We start from the raw sequence: 19,431 nt of genomic DNA, 5'->3' as shown, positions 1-19,431 counted from the left end.
CGCTGTCGAACGTGACCTCGTCGTCGACCCACGAACTCGGCGCCGTGGAACTCGTGGTGCTATTCGCATCCGGTGGCGATGGAGTTGCTGGCGAGCAGCCCGCCACCAAGCCCAGAGTCGCTGCCGCCGCGACGCCGGCGATCCTGTGCATCCACATAGTTACCTCCCCGAACGAAAACAACTGCGCCGTCAGGGTAGATCGCGTCGACTACGCGGCGACGACGGACCTCGCCAGAGCGCATGCGGCGGCGACGGCACCGTCGGACGCCGGGAGCAGCGGGAGGCGCACTGCGGGCGTGGCGATCCGGCCCTGCGCGGCCAGGACACCCTTGATCACCGTCGGATTGGGCTCGGCGAACAGCGCCGCCGCCAGTTCCGCGAGGGCGCCGCCGATCACGCGGGCCTCCTCGAGCCGGTGCTCGCGCCACGCCGCGACGAGCGCCGCGAACTCCCCCGCGGCGACGTTGGCGCACGCGGAGATCGCGCCGTGTCCGCCGAGTGCCAACACGGCGCCGACGAAGGCGTCGTCGCCCGCGAGGACCGAGATCGCGCCGGGCGTCGCGGTGTTGATCGCCGCGAGCAGGCGCACCGTCGTCTCGGTGACTCCGCCGGCGGCGTGCTTGAACCCGCCCACCCCGTCGATGGCGGCGAGTTCGAGCAGCGTCTCCAGGGACAACGTGCGTCCGGTGCGCTGCGGGATGTCGTAGACGATCACCGGCACCGGGCTCGCGGCGGCGACCCTGCGGTAGTGCTCGACCACGCCCGCCTCCGAGGGCCGGGTGTAGTACGGGACGACGACGAGCGCGAAGTCTGCTCGCGGGTCGATGCCGCCGAGCGCGGCCGCGGTGTCAGCCGTCGCGTTGCTGCCGACGCCCACGGTGAGAACGGCGCGGTGCTCGGCGCAGACCCCGCCGATCCGGTCGATCACGGCGGCCCGCTCCGCGGGGGTCAGGGTCGCGGGCTCACCCGTGGTGCCGAGGGCGAGGAGGCCGTCGGCACCGTCGGCGAGGGTGTCGTGGGCCAGGCGCTCGAGCGAGGCGAGGTCGACGGTGCCGTCCGCGGCGAACGGCGTGACGAGGGGGACGTGGAGGCCGGTGAGCTGCATGGTCCCAGGTTCCGACACCGCGAGTGAAAGATCCAGCACGATATTCCGATGTCGAGCGTAAGCTGAGCTTATGCTCGACGCGCACCGGCTGCGCCTCCTCCGGGAGCTCTCGCTGCGCGGCACCATCACGGCCGTCGCGCAGGCGCTCGACTACACCCCCTCGGCCGTCTCGCAGCAGCTCGCGACGCTGGAGCGCGAGGCCGGGAGGCCTCTGCTCGAGCGCACCGGCCGCACCGTCCGGCTCACCGAGGCCGGCCGGATCCTCGCCGGCCACGCCGACGCGGTGCTCGAACGCCTCGAACGGGCCCGCGCGGAGATCGACGCCCTCGGCACGGAGGTCGCGGGCGAATTGCGGATCGGCGCGTTCAGCTCCGCCATGCGAACCGTGATCACCCCGGCACTCCTGCGCCTCTCGCGCGACCACCCGCTGCTCCGCGTCCGCGTCACCGAGATCGACCCCGCGACGGCGCCCGAAGAACTGCGCTCCCGGCGGCTCGACGTCGCCCTGCTCCAGAGCTACGACTGCCTGCCCACGCGCGAGGAACCCGCGCTCGACACCGAGCCGCTGTTCGACGAGGCCGTGCACCTCGCGACCCCGCGGGATCGCGCACGTGCGCTCGCCGACTGCGCCGAGGAGCGCTGGATCTCGGGCACCGTCGGCACGCTGTGCGACGACGCCACCGTCCGGACCTGCGAGAACGCGGGCTTCACGCCGCGCGTGCGCCACCGCACCGACGATTTCACCGCCGTCCTCGCGCTGGTCGAAGCCGGGCAGGGGGTGGCAGTGATCCCCGATCTGGCTGCAGTCGACGTGCCGGAGGCGGTCCTGCTCACCCCGCTGGCCGTGGTCCGGCACACCGCGCTGGCCTATCGGCGCGGCGCGGCCCGCGACCCGCTCATCGGGGCGGCGCGGGCGGCGCTCAGGTCGCGCTGATCACGCCGCCCCAGAGCAGGCCCAGGACCAGGAAACCGACCGCGATGCGGTAGCCGACGAACCAGTTCAGCGAGTGCTTCGCGACGAAGTTCAGCAGCCAGGCGATCGCGGCGTAGCCCACGACGAAGGCGATCACGGTCGCGACCAACAGCTGCGGGCCCGAGGCGTGCAGTCCCTCGCCGGCGGGCTTGAAGGCGTCCGGGAGGCTGAACAGGCCCGACGCGGTGACCGCGGGGATCGCGAGCAGGAAGGACAGTCGCACCGCTGCCTCGCGCTGCAGGCCGAGGAACAGGCCCGCGCTCGACGTGGCACCGGAGCGGGAGACGCCGGGGATCAGCGCCAGGCACTGAGCGAAGCCCATGATGATGCCGTCGCGGGCCGTGACCTGCTCCAACGGGCGCTGACGGTTCGCGTAGAACTTCGAGCTCACGTACTCCGCGGCGAAGATGACGATGGAGAAGACGATGAGCATCGTCGCCACCAGGTACAGGTTCCGGGCCGCGGTGCGGATCTCGTCCTTGAACAGGTAGCCGAGCACGCCGATCGGAATCGTGCCGATGATCACGTACCAGCCGATCCGGTAGTCGACGCCCCGCTCGCCCGCGTCGAACAGGCCGCGGAACCACGCCACCACGATGCGGTAGATGTCGCGGGCGAAGTAGATCAGCACCGCCAGCTCGGTGCCCAGCTGCGTGACCGCGGTGAACGAGGCTCCCGCGTCGTCGCCGAACCAGAGCTCCGAGACGATTCGCAGGTGCCCCGAGGACGAGACGGGGAGGAACTCCGTCACCCCCTGCACCAAGCCGAGCACGATCGCCTGCAACCACGTCATGTCCACCCGGGCAGGCTACCGGCCGCAGCCGGGACGGGCCCGGGGCGGTAGTTTCGAGGGATCATGACCCGCACCTTCGCCTCCCGGATCGCCGCCCTCACCGTCGTCGCAGCGGTCGCCCTCACCGGCTGTTCGACGACGCCCGCGCGGGAGGACCGCCCGACGATCGTCCCGGCCCAGCCCGCCGTCGCGCCCGAGCCCGCCACCGCCCCCGCCGGAGTGGTCGCCCCCGCCGCCGCGGGCGAGGGCCTCGCCTTCGACGCGAAGAACCGCCGCCTGGCCGCGATCAGCGGGACCGAGATCGTGCAGTACACCGTCGACGGCGGCCTCAAGGAGGTCGGGCGGTCGAGCATGCCGGCACGGCCGAGTCAGGTCGTCGCGAACCCGGACGGCGGATTCCTGGTCGCGGCCGGCAAGCAGGTCGTCGAGCTCCCCGGAAGCGACGGCACCGTCGGCCGCGCGACCTACGACGTCGACGGCGATGTGCTCACGGTCGCCCCGTACCGCGAGGAGGGCCTCTCCGTCCTCGCCGGGACGTCGGACGGCCGGATCGTCGCGCTCGGGGCATCGTCGAACCCGAAGACCATCACCGGCCCCGTCGAGGCGAGCAAGATCCTCGTGCACGACGGCGACGTGGCTGTCGTCGACCGGCTGCAGTCCTCCGTGTCCGCGGTCGACGTCGCGGGCGGCAAGCTCGGCAAGGGCCTGCGCGTGGGCCGCGGCATCACCAACGCCGCCGTCGACCCGTACGGACGTCTGTTCGCCGTCGACACGGGGAAGAACCAGGTCATCGGCTACACGATCGAGCCGTTGATGCAGCGGTTCCTGTACCCGGAGAAGGGCTCGCCCTGGGCCGTCGACTACGACGACACCGACAAGCTGATGTGGGTCACCCGCACCGCGACGAACGAGGTGGTCGGGTACTCGCTGAACACCGGCATTCCCGAACAGCGCAAGCTGTACCCCACCGTGCGCCAGCCGAACGCGCTGGCGGTGGACGCGAAGACCGGGACCCTGTACGTGCAGTCGGCGACCGGCGCCGGCATCCAGGCGATCCCCACCCGCTAGGAGCCCCATGACCACGACCGCAGGCGCACGGGAGGGCGGCGCGTTCAGCGACGAGGAGTACGATTTCCTGCCGTTGCGATTGCCGCGGGAGGTCTCCCGCGTCACCGCGGCGATGCGCCTCGCCATCGAGGCCGAGTTCGGCGGGTGGGAGCTGTCCCGCGTGCGGCTGTACACCGACGGTTCGCGGCGGGTCCTGCTGCGCCGCAAACGCACGAAAACGTCCGGCATGCTGCCGCCGGACGCCACGAAGGGGTTGTGAACACCATGCCGGCGATGTCCCAGGCGATCTACCGGTCGCTCCTGAACGTGCTGTTCCTCGTCTCGCCCGAGCGGATCCACCACTGGGTCTTCGGCCTGATCCGGGGCACCACCGCCGTCCCGCCCGTTCGGGCCGGGATCCGACGGGGCCTCGCGCACCGGGACCCGATCCTCGAGCAGACCGTCTTCGGCGTCCGCTTCCCCGCGCCCGTCGGCCTGGCCGCCGGCTTCGACAAGAACGCCCGCGCCGTCAACGGCTGGGGCGCGCTCGGCTTCGGTTTCGCCGAGATCGGCACCGTCACCGCCCACGCGCAGCCCGGCAATCCGACGCCGCGCCTGTTCCGGCTCCCCGCCGATCGTGCCCTGATCAATCGCATGGGCTTCAACAACTACGGCGCCGGCGCCGCCGCGAACGAGCTGCGTAAGCGCGACGCCGGACCCACCGCGGTGCCGATCGGCGCGAACATCGGCAAGACCAAGGTCACCCCGCTCGAGGGCGCCGCCGACGACTACCGGATCAGCGCCATGCTGCTCGGACCGCTGGCCGACTTCATCGTCGTCAACGTCTCCTCCCCCAACACCCCGGGCCTGCGCGACCTCCAGGCCACCGAATCGCTGCGCCCCGTGCTGCAGGCCGTCGTCGACACCGTGACCGTGCCGGTGCTGGTGAAGATCGCGCCCGACCTCGCCGACGAGGACGTCGACGCCGTGGCGGACCTCGCGAAGGAGCTCGGTCTCGCCGGCATCGTCGCGACGAACACCACGATCAGCCGCGCGGGCCTGGCGACGCCGGACGCCGAGGTCGAGGCCATGGGCGCGGGCGGCCTCTCCGGGCGTCCGGTGAAGGCGCGCTCGCTGGAGGTCCTGCGGCGCCTCTCCGCCCGCGTGGGCGACGACCTGGTGCTGATCTCGGTCGGCGGCATCGAGACCGCCGACGAGGTCTACGAGCGCATTCGCGCCGGCGCGTCGCTGGTGCAGGTGTACACGCAGTTCATCTACGGCGGTCCCGCGTGGACCCGGTCCGTGCACAAGGAGCTGGCCGCGCGCCTGCGCGCCGACGGCTTCGCCTCGATCTCCGAGGCGGTAGGCGTCGATCGCTGACGCCTTGACGCACGACGAAGGCCGCGCCCGGGAGTTCCGGGCGCGGCCTTCGTCGTTGATCAGACCTGCGCGTAGGTCGCCGTGATCGAGCCGCGGGCGATGGCGGCGCCGAACAGGTTGAAGCCCAGGTAGGCGGGCGTCGCCGTGGCCGGAAGGTCCAGCTTCTCCACGCCGAGCGCGTGCACGACGAAGATGTACCGGTGCGGGCCGTGCCCGGCGGGCGGCGCGGCACCGATGTAGCGCGGCAGGCTCGCGTCGTTGTTGAGCGTCAGCGCGCCCTCCGGGAGCGAGCCCGGCGCACCGTCGCCCGCGCCGGCGGCGAGGGACGTGACAGAGGCGGGGATGTTCGCGACCGCCCAGTGCCAGAACCCGGAGGCGGTCGGTGCGTCGGGGTCGTAGCAGGTCACGGCGTAGGACTTGGTGCCCGCCGGCGCGCCGCTCCAGGACAACTGCGGCGAGACGTCCTCGCCGCCCGCGCCCATGATGCCGCTGCGGTGCGCTACGGGGAGCTCGGCCCCGTCGACGATGCTCTCGGAGGTGACGGTCAGCGCCGGAAGGGCGGGCAGCCCCGCGTACGCATCGAACGAAGTCATGGCGATTTCCTCTCGTGGTGCGCGGATCTCTAGGAGTTCATCAGGAAGTGCTCGAAGACCTGTGTACCGAACTTCAGCGCGTCGACGGGGACGCGCTCGTCGACGCCGTGGAACAGCGCCGCGAAATCCAGCTCCTCGGGCAGCTGCAGGGGCGCGAAGCCGAAGCAGCGGATCCCGAGTTTGGCGAAGGCCTTCGCATCGGTCCCGCCCGACAGCATGTACGGCACCGTGCGGCCGTCCGCGTCGAACGCGAGGATCGCGTCGTTCATGGCGTCGACGAGATCCCCGTCGAACTGGGTCTCGTACGAGTCGAGCTTGGTGATCCACTCCCGCTCGATGTCCGGGCCCAGGATCTCGTCGAGCTCCTTCTCGAACGCGGCCTGCCGGCCCGGTAGGACGCGGCAGTCGATGACGGCCTCGGCGGTCTGCGGGATGACGTTCGCCTTGTAGCCCGCCTTGAGCATGGTGGGGTTGGCGGTGTCGCGGAGCGTGGCGCCGACGATGCGGGCGAGCCCGCCGATCTTGGCGAGCTGGCCCTCAAGGTCCGGCCCGTCCAGGTCGATGTCGATCGTCGACTCCCGGTCGAGGGCGCGGAGGAACTCGATCACGCTGTCGGTCAGAACCAGCGGGAACGTATGCCGGCCGAGACGGGCGACCGCCTCCGACAGGAGGGTGACCGCGTTGTCCTCGTGCACGAACGATCCGTGCCCGGCCCGTGCCTTCGCGGTCAGGCGCATCCAGCACATGCTCTTCTCGGCGGTCTCCACGAGGTACAGGCGCTTCTTGTCGCCCGACGGGGTGTCGACGGTCAGCGAGAAACCGCCGACCTCGCCCACGGCCTCCGTGACGCCCGCGAACAGCTCCGGCCGGTGCTTGACCAGCCAGTGCGATCCCCACGTCCCTCCGGCCTCCTCGTCGGCCAGGAAGGCGAACGTGATGTCGCGCGGCGGGACCGTGCCCGTCGATTTCAGCTGGCGCGCGAGCGCGAGCATGATGCCGCACATGTCCTTCATGTCGACCGCGCCGCGGCCCCACACGTAGCCGTCCTCGACGGCGCCCGAGAACGGGTGCACGCTCCAGTCGGCGGGCTCCGCGGGCACCACGTCGAGGTGCCCGTGCACGAGCAGCGTGCCCCGCTTCGGGTTCGCACCCTTGAGGGTCGCGAAGACGTTGCCGCGGCCGGGCTGGCCCGACTCGACGTACACGGTCTCGTACCCGACCTCCTCCAGCTGCGCCTGGACCCAGCGGGCGCACTCGGCCTCCCCCTTGGTGGTCTCGAGCTCACCGGTGTTGGAGGTGTCGAATCGGATCAGGGCGCTCACGGTCTCGACGACCTCGTCGAGCGCGTTCACTGCAGTAGCCACACCCATATGAGTACCACGGACGGGCGACGCTCTCGACGCGCCCACGGTGCCCCCGACGTGCCGATTTGGTTTCCCGGGCCCCCGTGGATTACGGTTAACGAGCTTCCCAGCGCGGGTGGCGGAATGGCAGACGCGCTAGCTTGAGGTGCTAGTGTCCTACTAATGGACGTGGGGGTTCAAGTCCCCCTCCGCGCACAACGACGAAAACCCCGGCCCCGGCCGGGGTTTTCGCGTTTCTACTGGACGGGCTGCGGCGCCAGCTCGATGCGGTGCGACGGCGCCCAGACGACGTCGTCGTGCAGCGACAGGAAGCTGTACTCGACCGTCTCGGTGCCGCCCGATTCGTCGAGCCGGAGCCCCGACAGTCGCCCCGCCGCCAGCAGCCGGCCCTCGGCGTCGAAGATCCGCGCATCGCGATCGGTGACGGCGTCGTAGTCCGCGTGGAAGGCCTCGTACAGTTCGCGTCCCGTGAACGTTTCCATACCGTTCATGGTGCTCCCGTTCGCGCCCGGCCGCGACGGATTCCGCGGCGTACCGGACTTTCGGAACAGTTCCCCCGAACCTGTCCCCGCACCGCCGGAGCGGCGCGCGACGGCGCCCCGTCTGGCAGGCTGACGGACGTGCCCCAGTCGATCGAGCCCACCCGCCTCCGCAAGCTCCGCGACATCACGCCCGTCACCCGGTTCGGTGTCGGCGGTACCGATCTGGGCATCGCGTGCCGCGTCGGCGACGAGGTGCTCTACGTCTTCGGGGACACCTTCGAGGGGCTGAGCATCGGCGCCGGCGAGTGGCGCTCCCCCGTCGGGTTGTTCGGCGACCGCAACGGCGTCATGAGCCGCCCCGCCGGACCCGATCCCGACCGCGCGCGTCAGCTGCTCGACTACTCGCACGACACCGGCCGGTTCACGACGATCCTGCCCACGACGTGCATCCGGGTCGACGGGGTCCTGTACCTGCACACGATGACCATGCAGAGCCTCGACACCGTCGTGCAGACGGGCCTGTGGCGCAGCGACGACGGTGCCGCGACGTGGCGGGAGGTCGCGCAGTACAACGCCGGCCACGCGGACGGCGCCTGGTGCATGTGGGCGCTGTGCTCCGCCCCGGACGGCTACACCTACAACGTCTCCACGGGTGGCCTCACGCGCGACAAAGGCCTGCGGCTGCACCGCATGCGGACGGAGACCCTCGGCACGCTCCGCAAGGGCGTCAACGTCGAGTGGGAGTCCTGGGGCTGGCGGCAGGACACGGGCTGGGCGTGGGGCAACCCGCCCACGGATCTCGCGCTCGGCCAGGGCTACGGGGAGCTCTCCCTGTCGCTGGTGGAGGGCACCTGGGTGCTGACCTACTTCGACGCCGCCGGCTACCGGATCGCGGCGCGCTTCGCCGACCGGATCGACGGGGTGTGGTCCGATCCGGTGACGCTGCTGCAGGGCTCGTCGTGGCAGGACGAGGATCACGCGGCGGGCCGGGTCGCCCAGCTGTACGGCGGTTACCTCGTCCCCGGCTCGACGCTGGAGTCCGCACGACTCGTCGTCTCGCAGTGGAACACCGCGGTCGGGCACCCGTACAAGTCGATGATGTTCACCGGCGCCCTGCGCCGGCCCTGACGCTCAGCCCTCGTCGGTGAGGCGCGCCTCGATGAACCGGACCGTCTGCTCGACGAGCGGCCGCAGCGACTCCTGCACCTCGTCGTCGGAGAGCGGCCGGCCGAGGATGACGGCGCCGAGCTGCGGGATCATGAAGGGCGCGGCCTGCAGTCCGATTGCGACGTAGAGCGCGATCGCGGCGCGTAGGTCGTCGGTACCGCCGGTGACCGCCCGCAGCCGTTCGACCTTGCGGCGGTAGAACTCCCGTCGGCCGTCGCTGAACGGCGGCGTCTCGCCCTGGTCGGCGTCGTAGTGCAGCGACTCCCACATGAGCAGCCGCACCAGCTCGGGGTCGCGGCGGTGGTGGTCGTACGCGGCCATGACGTGCTCGGTGAGCGTCTGCCCCTCGAGGAACGGGCTGTGCTCGACATGTTCGGTGAGCGCCTTGGCCATGACGACCTCGAACAGCCCCTCCTTGCTCCCGAAGTAGCCGTAGATCCGCTCCTTGTTGACGCCGGCCTCCGCGGCGATGCGGGCGACGCGGGCACCGTCGAAGCCGCGGCGGGTGAACTCGGTGCGGGCGGCGGCGATGAGCGCCTCGCTCGTGGGCGTCGATTCGTATCCGGCGGCGTCGGTCACAGCCGACAGACTACCGCCAACCGTTCGGTTGACGCGCCAACCGTACGGTTGCTACGTTCGCCGCATGACGACGACCACCCGCTCCGACACCGCTCGTCCCGCCCTGATCCGCACCGGCGCGATCACCGCCCTCGGGGCGCTGCCGATCGTCGGACAGCTCTACGTCGTGCTGCCGCTCGCAGCCGAGATCGGGACGCTGCCCGGCGCGTCGGGCTCGACGCCCGCGCTCGCCAGTACCGCCTTCGCGCTGGCCTACGCGCTGGGCATCCTCGCGCTCGGCCCCCTCGCGGACAGCTTCGGGGCGCGGCGCCTCATGGTGGCGAGCGCCGCCGCGACCGCGGTCGTGACCGCTCTTACGGCATTCGCGCCGTCGGCGTCCTGGTTCCTCGTGGGGCGCGCCGCACAGGGACTCGCGGCCGCCGCGTTCACCCCGGCCACCCTCGCCTACATCGCGCGCACCGCCCCGGCCTCGGCACGTGTCCCGCTCAACACGGCCGCGATCGGAGCGGGCCTCGCGTCCGCGGTCGTCAGCCAGGTCGCGGCGCAGCTGATCGCGCCGGCGCTCGGCATCACGGGTGTCTTCCTGGCCTTCGCCGGCGCCGCGGCGGCCGCTGCCATTGCGGTCCGCGCGCTGCTCCCGGGCGACGCCGCGCCCGCGGGTGCGCGGCCGTCGCCCGCCTCCGTGCACCGCGCCATCCCCGGCCTGCTCGCCCGCCCCCGGTTGGTGCTGCTCTACTGCACCGGCCTGACGTTCCTCAGCGTGCTCGTGGCGCTGTACACCGCGATCGCGGCGGACGGCCGCTGGTCCGCCACCACGCTCCTCGTCCTGCGCGCCAGCTCCCTCCCGGCGGTGCTCGTCGCGGGCGTGCTCACGCTGCGCCTGGGCGGCGTCCCGGCCCGGGCCCGGATCCTGTCCGCGGTGGCGCTCGCCGTCGCCGGGGCTCTGCTGTGCGCGGTCGGCGCGACGGTCGCGGTCGGCGCGGGTCTGTTCCTCCTCGTCGGGGCGGTGGCCCTCGCTGCCCCATCCGTGGTGGCGGAGGTGACCCGGCTCGGTGCGCCGGCGATCGGCGCCGCCGCGTCGCTCTACACCGTGGCGATCTTCGGCGGCGCGAGCCTGGGTGCGCCGCTGGACGCCCTGTTGGGCGGCGGGCTGAGCACCGTCGCGCTCGGCGGTGCCGCGGTGCTCGCCTTCGGGGGCCTGACCGCCGCGATCGCCACCCGCGACTGACCAGAACATGTTCTAATCCGGGGATGGAGGACGCCTTCGCCCCGGCCCGGCTCGGCCCCGTCGACCTGCGCAACCGGATCCTCAAGGCCGCGACCTTCGAGGGCCGCACCCCCGACGCGCTCGTGACCGACGACCTGATCGACTTCCACGCCGAGTTCGCCCGGGGCGGCGTCGGCATGACGACGGTTGCCTACTGCGCCGTCGCGCCAGAGGGCCGCACCGAGCGCCGTCAGCTCTGGATGCGGCCCGAGGCGATCCCGGGCCTGCGCCGGCTCACCGACGCCGTGCACGCCGAGGGCGCCGCGGTCTCGGCGCAGCTGGGGCACGCGGGGCCCGTCGCCGATGGGGCTCAGCACCGGCGCCCGGTGACGCCCAGCAGGATGATCAGCCCGCTCGCGCTGCGCCCGACCCTCCGTCCGGACGCGACGCACATCCGCACGCTGGTCCGGGCGCACGCCGACGCCGCTCTCCTCGCCGAGGAGGCCGGGTTCGACGCCGTGGAGCTCCACTTCGGCCACAACTACCTGATCAGCGCTTTCCTCAGCCCGCTGCTCAACCGCCGTCGCGACGCCTACGGCGGAGACCTCGCGGCCCGCGCCCGGCTCGCGCGAGAGGTGGCGGAGGCGGTGCGCGACGCCGTCGGCGGGCGCCTTGCGGTGACCGCCAAGCTCAACATGACCGACGGGGTGCCCGGCGGCCTCAGCCCCGACGACGCCCTGCGCACGGCCCGCTGGCTCGAAGCCGACGGCACCCTCGACGCCCTCGAACTCACCGCCGGGAGCTCGCTGCTCAACCCGATGTACCTGTTCCACGGCACGCCGCCGCGCCGCGAGTTCGCCGCCGCGTTCCCCAGCCCGGCGCTCCGGGCCGGGCTGCGTGCCGCCGGCCCCGTCTTCCTGCGGGAGTACCCGTACCGCCCCGCCTACCTGCTCGAGCTCGCCCGGCGGTTCCGTGCGGCCCTGGACATGCCGCTCGTCCTCCTCGGCGGGATCGCCGAGCGGACCGCGGTGGACCGGGCGATGGCCGAGGGCTTCGAGTTCGTGGCGATGGGGCGCGGCCTGCTCCGCACCCCGGACCTGGTCCGGCGCATGCAGGACGACCCGGCCGAACCCGACCGCTGCACCCACTGCAACCTCTGCATGCCCACGATCTACAGCCGCACCCGCTGCCCGGTCGCCGACGCGGAAGCCGGCTGAGCGTCAGGCGATGCCGGGGACCTCCGTCGCCGCGAAATCGGCGAGGGCCTCGGTGATGATCTGCGGGACGTCGCCGGTCACGTTCACCGTGACGCCGAACTCGTCGGGGTCCAGCGGCTCCAGGATGGCGAGCTGGGAGGCGAGCATCCCGGCCTTCATGAAGTGCCCCGCGCGGCTGCTCATGCGTTCCTGCAGCAGCTCCTCGTTGCCGGTGAGGAAGACGAAGTAGACGGACGCGCCCGCGGCGCGGATCCGGTCCCGGTACACCCGCTTGAGCGCGGAACAGGCCACCACCGTGGGGCGTCCCGCGATCATCTCGTCGCGCAGGTAGGCGCCGATCGTGGCGAGCCACGGCCACCGGTCCTCGTCGGTCAGCGGCTGCCCCGCGCCCATCTTGGCGCGGTTCGCCTCACTGTGGAAATCGTCACCGTCGGCGAAGCTCCGGCCCAGGCGGGAGGCCAATTCGGCGCCTACCGTCGACTTCCCCGAGCCGGATACTCCCATCACGCAGATCTGGATCGTCGCCATCGGTCGAGTAGATCACGACCGCCCGGGCGTGCGCGGCGCAAGCGCGCACCTGCCGACGACCGCCCCGTCGGCGGGCCACGCATAATGACCCGGTACGAGGGAGGGAGACCGGATGCCGACGTCCGTCGCGACCGCGATCGCGGTCGTGCTGCTCCTCGCTCTCGCGCTGGTCGCCGCGGAGGCCTGGGCCCGAACTCGGGTGCGGGCGGAGATCCGCCGCGCCGCCACCGACCCGCTCGGCGCCGTGCCGACGGTCACCCTCGGCTCCCGTCCGATGCTGGTGCCGCTCGCACGGCACCGTCGGATCCCGAGGCTGCACGTCGACACCCACCACGCCGCGGCCGACCCGCGAGTCCTGGTGCTCGCCGCCGACGCGACGGACGTGGTGCCGGGAGACGAGGCGGTGACCGTCGGGTCCCTCGACGCGACCGCCGAGCTGCGACTGTCCTGGATGCGGCACCTCGTGGACACCGCCCGCGAGGAGTCCGACGACGCGGCGATCGTGGTCCGGTCCCTCACGCTGCTCCCGCGCCGCCGCTCGGTGTCGGTCACCGTCGGGCTGCCCGTCGCCTTCGGCCTCGGCGTGGACGTGCGGGTCGTCGTGGCCGTGTCGGTGCGGGACGGCCGGGTCGCTTTGCGCGCCACGGACCTGTCGATGCCGGTCAGCGTCGTGCCGGTGCCGATCCCCATCGCCTGGGCGATCGACTCGTGGATCACCGCGCTGCGGGCGCGGATCGTGCCGGCGGCCGTCGACGCGCTGACGATCACCGACATCCGCTGGTCCGAGGACGCGGTCGTGGTCGACCTCACGGCGCACGAGGCGACGGTGCCCCTCGGGCGATGAGGGACAATCGTCCTCATGCCCGATACCACCGCCCCGATCTCTGCGGAAGACCTCGCCGCGTTCCACCGCGTGCTCGAGGCCGCCGCGTACCTCGACGACCGCGATCCGCAGTCCGTCGAGGTGCAGCGCGCCGTCGGGCACATGTTCAAGCTGCTCAAGCGCGAGCGGCGCAAGTCCGCCCGCGCCAAGGTCAAGGACGCCGACCGCGACGTCCTCGAACGCACCGCCACCGGCAACGCCGAGCGCATCGACGACGAGACGGCCGGGATCCTGCTGACCACGCCCACCGTCGGCGACAGCGCGGGCGAGCTGCTGCGCCCGCAGAGCTGCTACATCTGCAAGCAGCCCTACACGCGGATCGACGCCTTCTACCACCAGCTCTGCCCGGAGTGCGCCGCCTTCAGCCACGCCAAGCGCGACGCCACGACCGACCTCACCGGCCGCCGCGCCCTGCTCACGGGCGGGCGGGCCAAGATCGGCATGTACATCGCCCTGCGCCTGCTGCGCGACGGTGCCGACCTCACCATCACCACCCGCTTCCCCACGGACGCGGCCCGCCGCTTCGCCGCCCTCGCCGACAGCGCCGAGTGGCTCGACCGGCTCCACATCGTGGGCATCGACCTGCGCGACCCGTCGCAGGTGAGCGCCCTCGCCGACGCCGTCGCGGCGCGGGGTCCGCTCGACATCATCATCAACAACGCCGCGCAGACGGTGCGCCGCTCCCCCGGCGCCTACTCGGCGCTGGTCGAATCCGAGGCGGGCGACGTGCCGCCCGAGCTCGCGAACCGGATCATCCGGTTCGGCCGCGCCAGCTCCGCGCACCCCGCCGCGCTCACGGAGGCCCTGGACGGGCACACCGGCGGCGTCTCCGGCGATCTGGCCGCGCTCGACCCCGCGGCGCTCACCGCGCTGGCGCTGCGCGGCGGCTCGTCGTCGGCCGCACGCATCGAGGACGGCACCGCCATCGACGCCGGCGGGCTCCTGCCCGACCTCGTGCACACCAACTCGTGGGTGCAGACCGTCGAGGAGGTCGAGCCCCTCGAACTGCTCGAGGTGCAGCTGTGCAACTCCGTGGCGCCGTTCATCCTCATCTCGAAGCTGCGCCCCGCGCTGGCCGCGTCGCCCGCGCGGCGCAAGTACGTCGTGAACGTCTCGGCCATGGAGGGCCAGTTCGGCCGCGGTTACAAGGGCCCCGGCCACCCGCACACCAACATGGCCAAGGCGGCGCTCAACATGCTCACCCGCACCTCCAGCGGCGAGATGCTGGAGCAGGACGGCATCCTCATGACCGCCGTCGACACGGGCTGGATCACCGACGAGCGGCCGCACCACACCAAGATGCGGCTCGCCGACGAGGGCTTCCGGGCCCCGCTCGACCTGGTCGACGGTGCCGCCCGCGTCTACGACCCGATCGTCCAGGGCGAGAACGGCGTCGACCTCTACGGCTGCTTCCTCAAGGACTACAAGCCCTCGCCGTGGTGACGGGCGGCCCGCCGCCGCGGTGATCGATGTCGGCGGCGGGCGCTAGGGTCTCCTCTGTGGCGGAAACGAAGGTCCTGTTCGACTGCGACACGGGCGTCGACGACTCCCTGGCCCTGCTGTACCTGCTGAGCAAGGCCGGAGTGGACCTGCTCGGCATCGTGTCCACGGCCGGCAACGTGCCCGCGCCGCAGGTCGTGGAGAACAACCTGGGCTGGCTGGAGCTGCTGGGCCGCACCGACATCGAGGTCTTCCCCGGTTCCGACGCGCCGCTGTCCACGCCGCTGATGACCACCGAGGAGACCCACGGCCCGTTCGGCGTCGGCTACGCCGAGCTGCCGACGCCGACCCGCGGACCGTCGGAGATCTCGGGCCCGCAGGCCTGGTCCGACCTGACCCGCGCCCACCCCGGCGAGGTGGTCGCCCTCGTGACTGGGCCGTGCACCAACCTCGCGCTCGCCCTGCGCGACGACCCGGGGATCCTCACCCGCCTGCGCCGCCTCGTCATCATGGGCGGCGTCTTCTGGCACCCCGGCAACACGACGCCCACCTCGGAGTGGAACGTCGCAGTCGATCCCGAATCGCTGTGGGAGGTGCTGCGCGCCTACGGCGAACTCGACGGCACCGGCACCCCGCTGCCGATCCTGTGCCCCCTCGACCTCACCGAGACCATCGAGCTCACGCCGGACCACCTGTTGCGCCTCGCCGACGCCGCCGGGAGCGCCCCGGCCGAGTGCCTCGCCCCCGAGGACGCCGACGGGACGCGGTCGGCCGCGAGCAATCCCGTGGTCCGGGCCACCTCGGACGCCGTGCGGTTCTACTTCGAGTTCCACCGCGATCACGACCTCGGCTACATCGCGCACATGCACGATCCGTTCGCCGCGGCCGTCGCGCTCGACCCGTCGATCGTGGAGACCCGCGCCTACCCCGTGGACGTGGAGCTCACCGGTTCGCTGACCCGGGGCACGACGGTCGCGGACGTGCACGGCGCGTGGAACCGCCCCGACACGGCACAGGTCGCCGTCGCCACCGACCAGGCGGCCTTCTTCGACGACCTCCTCGACTCGATCGCAGGGCTGGCCCGTGGCCGCGACTGAGGCGCAGATCGCGGCGTTCCTCGACGTCGCCGCGGAGACCCTGGACACGATCGACCGCGTGCTCGACGATCTCGACGACACCACCGTCAACGCCGTTCCGCCGGTCCCCGGTGTGAATTCGGTGTTCGCCCTCGTGACGCACGTCGGCGGGGCAGTGGGCTACTGGGGCGGCTCGCTCATGGCCGGCGAGGACATCCCCCGCGACCGGTCGTCGGAGTTCCACGCGACCGGCACCGTCGACCGGGCCCGGACTATCGTCGCGAAGCTGCGTCACGACCTGCCGCGGTGGGCCGCGGTGGCCGCCACCGGGATCCGCAATCCCGGTGCCACCGGCACCACACGGCGCAACGCCGCCACCGCGACGCCGGAGTGGGTGCTGACGCACATGCTCCGCGAGCTGACCCAGCACACCGGACACATGGAGATCTGTCGCGACGTCGTCGCGCGTCGCGCAGACTGAAGCCATGCTCATTCCGAAGGCGATCGCCGAGGGCGTCCGCGACGGCCGCGTCACCACGCAGTATCGCCGCTGGGACACCCCGCGCGTGAAGGTCGGCGGCACCCAGCTCACCCCGGCGGGCCTGCTGCGGTTCACCCGCGTCACTCGCGTGCCGGACGTGGAGAAGATCTCCGATCGCGCGGCGCGGGCGGCGGGCGTCAAGGACGCCGCCGCACTCCGGAAGCTGCTGACGCCCCGCGATCCGGATGCGCCCCGCCGGGAGCGGTCCGCGCGCGGCGGCGAGCACGTCTACCGCGTCCACCTGGAATGGGCCGGCGAGGACCCGCGGCTCGCCCTGCGGGAGGAACTCCCGGACGACGCCGAGCTCGCGGCCATCGCTAAGCGTCTGGCGCGGCTCGACGCCCGCGAGACCGGGCCGTGGACCCGCGACATCCTGGAGTGGATCCGCGACCACCCGCACGTCGTCTCCAAGGAGCTCGCCGCCGAACGCGGCGTCGAGCTGCTGCCCATGAAGGCCGACATCCGCAAGCTCAAGGGGATGGGCCTGACCATCAGCCACGAGGTCGGCTACGAGCTCTCGCCCCGCGGCGCCGCATACCTGGACTGGTTGGCAACCCAGTAGCTAACGGGCTTCGTCGAGCGTAGCTTGGTAGGCACTTACCTACCAGGAGATGCGCGATGACTGACATGGTGAACAGGTCGATATCCGCCCGCGACTTCAATCGTGACGTCAGCGCGGCGAAGCGGGCCGCTGATGAGGCGCCGGTGTTCATCACCGACCGAGGGGAACCCGCGTACGTGTTGATGTCGATCGCGGCTTATCGGCGTCGGGAGGAGCCGCCGATGAACCTAGCTGACGCCCTCGCGATGAAAGGACCGGTGGATCCCGACCTGGACCTCGAGTTCGAGACGGGCCTCATCGATTGGACGCCCCGCGAAGTCGACTTATCGTGAGCTACCTCCTCGACACCAATGTCCTCAGCGAACTGCGCCGCCCGGCCCTCGCGGATCCGCGTGTCGTGAGGTGGGCGCAGGGGCAGGACGCTTCGCGCCACTTCATCAGCGTGCTCACGGTGATGGAGATCGAACGCGGAATCGTCAAGAAGGAACGCACGGACGCCCCAGCGGGCGCGGTTCTACGGAAGTGGTTCGATGACAACGTTCTCGCCAGGTTCGCAGAACGTACGATTCCGGTGGATCGCCTGATCGCTCGCCTGAGTGCCCAGCTTCGATCGCCGGACCCTCTACCTGGGAACGACTCCATCATCGCAGGCACCGCGATCATGCACGGTCTGACCGTCGTCACCCGCAACACCAAGCATTTCGAGCCCACTGGCGTGCCACTGGTCAACCCGTGGGAGTTCACGGGCTGACCAGTGATCCGCGAGCGTGTTCGGCGCACTGTCCGTATCGGACGGAATCGGAGAGTCGCTCGTAGAACAAGGCCCGCTCGGCGGCAACCCGTCCTACGCGGGTTGCTCCGATTCCGCGGCGTCCTCGGCGGTGGTCTTGGCCCAGCGGTAGTCCGCCTTGCCCGCCGGGGTGCGCTTGACCTCGTCGACGAAGACGACGGTGCGGGGCACCTTGTAGCCGGCGAGCTCGCCGCGGGCGAAGGTCTGCACGTCCTCGATCGACGGGCGCTCCTGGCCCGCCGCGACGGAGATGACCGCCGCGACGCGCTGCCCGTAGCGGGCGTCCGGCACGGGCACGACGAGGGCGTCCGCGATCGCGGGGTGGCCGTGCAGGGTGGCCTCGACCTCTTCGGCGTACACCTTCTCACCGCCCGTGTTGATGCACTGGCTGCCGCGTCCGAGGAAGACGATGCCGCCGTCCTCGGCCGGGTAGCCCATGTCGCCGAGCACCGAGATCCGGCGCCCGTCGGGCAGCGTCGGGAAGGTGCGCGCCGACTTCTCGGGATCGTTGTAGTAGCCGAGCGGCACGTTGCCGACGCGGGCGATGTACCCCACCTGGCCCGTCTCGGTGATCTGCTCGAAGGACTCGTCGACCACCATCATCTTGTCGGTGGGCGGCGCGTGCAGGTTGCCGTTCTCGTCGAGCGTCATCACCCCGTCGTTGCCGGACTCGGAGGCGCCGAAGTTGTCGCGCAGGATCAGCTCGGGCTTGATCGCGGCCATCCGGTCGCGGACGTGCTTGGACCAGATCGCACCGCCCGACGTGATCGAGAACAGCGACGAGAAGTCCGCGGTGTCCTTCTGCTTCTCCATCTCCTCGACCAGCGGGATGCCCATCGCATCGCCCACGATGAGGATCGTCTGCGTCTGGTCGCGCTTGATGTTCCGGACGATCTGCTCGGCCTTGAAGTCCCGCTCGAGGATGATCCGGGAGCCGAGCACGAAGAACGTGAACAGGGAGTAGGCGGCGGCGCCGTGCATGAGCGGCGCGGCCACGAGGAAGGCGAGCGGCGGGAACTGCTTCGCCCCCTCGCCCACCTCGTCGAGGTTCTGCCGCGGCTCGCCGCCGTAGGGCACGCCGGCGGAGAGCGGCTTGCGGAAGAAGTCGTCGTGCTGCCACACGACGCCCTTCGGGTAGCCGGTGGTGCCGCCGGTGTAGATGATGTAGTGCTCCTCGCCGGTGCGCTCCTCGAAGTCGCGCGCCGTCGACTGGGCCGCGGCGTCGGCGAAGGGCACCAGGGCGACGCCCTCGGCACCATCGACCGCGGCGGTGAGGGCCGGATCGGCCTCGCCGATCACGAACACGGTCCGCAGCTCGGGCAGCGCCGGGATCAGTCCGGCGAGCGTGCGCTGGTGCTCCGGCAGCTCGACGATGATCCCGCGCGCGTCGGAGTTGGTGAAGATGTACTCGAGCTCGGTCGCGGTGTACCGGTAGTTGACGTTGACCGGCACCGCGCGGATCTTGATGAGCGCCAGCAGCGATTGCACGTGCTCGACGCTGTTCTTGAGGAACAGCGCGACGTGGTCGTACGCGCCGATACCGTTCGCGGCGAACAGGTGCGCCACCTGGTTCGCCTGCCCGTCCATCTCCGCGTACGAGGTCTGATCGCCCTCGAAACTCAGCAGGATCCGTTCCGGAACCGCGTCGACGACCGCCTCGAAGACATCGGCGAGGTTGAACTTCATGCGCACTCCTGTTCCTGA

Annotated in this window: 22 protein-coding genes and 1 tRNA gene; 15 read left to right on the top strand and 8 right to left on the bottom strand. The window is 71.6% G+C overall.

The window, feature by feature from the left end; all coding sequences use genetic code 11:
• Positions 1–208 precede the first annotated feature (208 nt).
• A complete protein-coding gene (gene dapA / locus ACLQ3K_RS13880) occupies positions 209–1,105 on the bottom strand; it encodes a 4-hydroxy-tetrahydrodipicolinate synthase (RefSeq protein ID WP_224651259.1) in 897 nt (298 codons plus the stop codon).
• 70 nt (positions 1,106–1,175) lie between these two features.
• Here dapA and ACLQ3K_RS13875 point away from each other — a divergent pair, with 70 nt between their 5' ends.
• Positions 1,176–2,039, top strand: coding sequence for a LysR substrate-binding domain-containing protein (locus ACLQ3K_RS13875; RefSeq protein ID WP_336670303.1), 864 nt, complete (start codon positions 1,176–1,178; stop codon positions 2,037–2,039).
• Here ACLQ3K_RS13875 and ACLQ3K_RS13870 read toward each other — a convergent pair.
• Entirely contained in the window at positions 2,026–2,871 is an 846-nt protein-coding gene (locus ACLQ3K_RS13870; protein WP_224651255.1) for an undecaprenyl-diphosphate phosphatase, read from the bottom strand. The genes ACLQ3K_RS13875 and ACLQ3K_RS13870 overlap by 14 nt on opposite strands.
• A gap of 63 nt (positions 2,872–2,934) precedes the next feature.
• On the opposite strand from ACLQ3K_RS13870, the gene ACLQ3K_RS13865 reads away from it, so the two are divergent.
• From ACLQ3K_RS13865 to ACLQ3K_RS13855, 3 genes are read left to right on the top strand one after another with little or no spacing between them, the layout of a single operon-like run.
• Positions 2,935–3,939, top strand: coding sequence for a YncE family protein (locus ACLQ3K_RS13865; RefSeq protein WP_426000037.1), 1,005 nt, complete (start codon positions 2,935–2,937; stop codon positions 3,937–3,939).
• Positions 3,940–3,946: 7 nt separating this feature from the next.
• A complete protein-coding gene (locus tag ACLQ3K_RS13860) occupies positions 3,947–4,198 on the top strand; it encodes a DUF5703 family protein (protein WP_224645182.1) in 252 nt (83 codons plus the stop codon).
• A gap of 26 nt (positions 4,199–4,224) precedes the next feature.
• A complete protein-coding gene (locus tag ACLQ3K_RS13855) occupies positions 4,225–5,298 on the top strand; it encodes a quinone-dependent dihydroorotate dehydrogenase (RefSeq protein WP_224645201.1) in 1,074 nt (357 codons plus the stop codon).
• Positions 5,299–5,357: 59 nt separating this feature from the next.
• Here the strand turns inward: ACLQ3K_RS13855 and ACLQ3K_RS13850 are convergent, their stop codons facing one another.
• Together ACLQ3K_RS13850 and ACLQ3K_RS13845 are read right to left on the bottom strand one after the other, a co-directional pair.
• Positions 5,358–5,891 carry a YbhB/YbcL family Raf kinase inhibitor-like protein gene (locus tag ACLQ3K_RS13850; protein ID WP_426000035.1) on the bottom strand — a complete coding sequence of 178 codons (534 nt, stop codon included), beginning with the start codon at positions 5,889–5,891 and terminating at the stop codon, positions 5,358–5,360.
• Between the two features lie 29 nt (positions 5,892–5,920).
• Complete coding sequence (locus ACLQ3K_RS13845) at positions 5,921–7,261, bottom strand: M20/M25/M40 family metallo-hydrolase (RefSeq protein WP_224645180.1); 1,341 nt, start codon at positions 7,259–7,261, stop codon at positions 5,921–5,923.
• A 103-nt stretch (positions 7,262–7,364) separates the two neighbouring features.
• Between ACLQ3K_RS13845 and ACLQ3K_RS13840 the strand changes: the two genes are divergently transcribed.
• Positions 7,365–7,450 (top strand) — tRNA-Leu (locus ACLQ3K_RS13840).
• A gap of 41 nt (positions 7,451–7,491) precedes the next feature.
• Here the strand turns inward: ACLQ3K_RS13840 and ACLQ3K_RS13835 are convergent.
• On the bottom strand, positions 7,492–7,737 hold the full coding sequence (locus ACLQ3K_RS13835) for a hypothetical protein (protein ID WP_336670306.1): 246 nt from the start codon (positions 7,735–7,737) through the stop codon (positions 7,492–7,494).
• Between the two features lie 138 nt (positions 7,738–7,875).
• Between ACLQ3K_RS13835 and ACLQ3K_RS13830 the strand changes: the two genes are divergently transcribed.
• Positions 7,876–8,865 (top strand): DUF4185 domain-containing protein, encoded by a 990-nt coding sequence (locus ACLQ3K_RS13830; RefSeq protein ID WP_426000032.1) that lies wholly within the window; start codon positions 7,876–7,878, stop codon positions 8,863–8,865.
• Positions 8,866–8,868: 3 nt separating this feature from the next.
• Here the strand turns inward: ACLQ3K_RS13830 and ACLQ3K_RS13825 are convergent, their stop codons facing one another.
• Entirely contained in the window at positions 8,869–9,483 is a 615-nt protein-coding gene (locus ACLQ3K_RS13825) for a TetR/AcrR family transcriptional regulator (protein ID WP_426000030.1), read from the bottom strand.
• A gap of 64 nt (positions 9,484–9,547) precedes the next feature.
• Between ACLQ3K_RS13825 and ACLQ3K_RS13820 the strand changes: the two genes are divergently transcribed.
• The gene (locus tag ACLQ3K_RS13820; protein WP_426000028.1) at positions 9,548–10,711 is read left to right on the top strand and encodes an MFS transporter; all 1,164 of its coding nucleotides are present in this window, start codon (positions 9,548–9,550) and stop codon (positions 10,709–10,711) included.
• A gap of 23 nt (positions 10,712–10,734) precedes the next feature.
• On the top strand, positions 10,735–11,907 hold the full coding sequence (locus ACLQ3K_RS13815) for an NADH:flavin oxidoreductase (RefSeq protein ID WP_336670308.1): 1,173 nt from the start codon (positions 10,735–10,737) through the stop codon (positions 11,905–11,907).
• A gap of 3 nt (positions 11,908–11,910) precedes the next feature.
• Here the strand turns inward: ACLQ3K_RS13815 and ACLQ3K_RS13810 are convergent, their stop codons facing one another.
• A complete protein-coding gene (locus ACLQ3K_RS13810; protein ID WP_336670309.1) occupies positions 11,911–12,435 on the bottom strand; it encodes a gluconokinase in 525 nt (174 codons plus the stop codon).
• 112 nt (positions 12,436–12,547) lie between these two features.
• Between ACLQ3K_RS13810 and ACLQ3K_RS13805 the strand changes: the two genes are divergently transcribed.
• Genes ACLQ3K_RS13805 through ACLQ3K_RS13775 form a run of 7 tightly spaced genes read left to right on the top strand, consistent with a single transcriptional unit; the run spans position 12,548 to position 17,688 of the window.
• Positions 12,548–13,279: a hypothetical protein gene (locus ACLQ3K_RS13805; RefSeq protein WP_426000025.1), complete on the top strand. Its 732-nt coding sequence runs from the start codon at positions 12,548–12,550 to the stop codon at positions 13,277–13,279.
• Between the two features lie 15 nt (positions 13,280–13,294).
• Positions 13,295–14,761 carry an SDR family NAD(P)-dependent oxidoreductase gene (locus ACLQ3K_RS13800; RefSeq protein WP_259143475.1) on the top strand — a complete coding sequence of 489 codons (1,467 nt, stop codon included), beginning with the start codon at positions 13,295–13,297 and terminating at the stop codon, positions 14,759–14,761.
• Between the two features lie 56 nt (positions 14,762–14,817).
• Positions 14,818–15,855, top strand: coding sequence for a nucleoside hydrolase (locus ACLQ3K_RS13795; protein WP_426000023.1), 1,038 nt, complete (start codon positions 14,818–14,820; stop codon positions 15,853–15,855).
• Positions 15,842–16,315, top strand: a complete 474-nt coding sequence (locus tag ACLQ3K_RS13790) for a DUF664 domain-containing protein (RefSeq protein WP_426000021.1) — start codon at positions 15,842–15,844, stop codon at positions 16,313–16,315. The genes ACLQ3K_RS13795 and ACLQ3K_RS13790 overlap by 14 nt, the downstream gene beginning before the upstream one ends.
• Before the next feature lie 4 nt (positions 16,316–16,319).
• Positions 16,320–16,937: an ASCH domain-containing protein gene (locus ACLQ3K_RS13785; RefSeq protein WP_426000019.1), complete on the top strand. Its 618-nt coding sequence runs from the start codon at positions 16,320–16,322 to the stop codon at positions 16,935–16,937.
• A 56-nt stretch (positions 16,938–16,993) separates the two neighbouring features.
• A complete protein-coding gene (locus ACLQ3K_RS13780; protein ID WP_426000017.1) occupies positions 16,994–17,269 on the top strand; it encodes a type II toxin-antitoxin system Phd/YefM family antitoxin in 276 nt (91 codons plus the stop codon).
• A complete protein-coding gene (locus tag ACLQ3K_RS13775; protein ID WP_426000015.1) occupies positions 17,266–17,688 on the top strand; it encodes a type II toxin-antitoxin system VapC family toxin in 423 nt (140 codons plus the stop codon). The genes ACLQ3K_RS13780 and ACLQ3K_RS13775 overlap by 4 nt, the downstream gene beginning before the upstream one ends.
• Positions 17,689–17,781: 93 nt before the next feature.
• On the opposite strand, the gene ACLQ3K_RS13770 is transcribed toward ACLQ3K_RS13775, so the two are convergent.
• On the bottom strand, positions 17,782–19,413 hold the full coding sequence (locus tag ACLQ3K_RS13770) for an AMP-binding protein (RefSeq protein WP_224645167.1): 1,632 nt from the start codon (positions 19,411–19,413) through the stop codon (positions 17,782–17,784).
• Between the last annotated feature and the right edge of the window lie 18 nt (positions 19,414–19,431).

The sequence above is a fragment of the Tsukamurella sp. DT100 genome (assembly GCF_049844855.1).
Classification (GTDB): Bacteria; Actinomycetota; Actinomycetes; order Mycobacteriales; family Mycobacteriaceae; genus Tsukamurella.
Note: the sequence above shows the minus strand (reverse complement) of the source record. Positions and strands in the feature narration are given on the sequence as shown.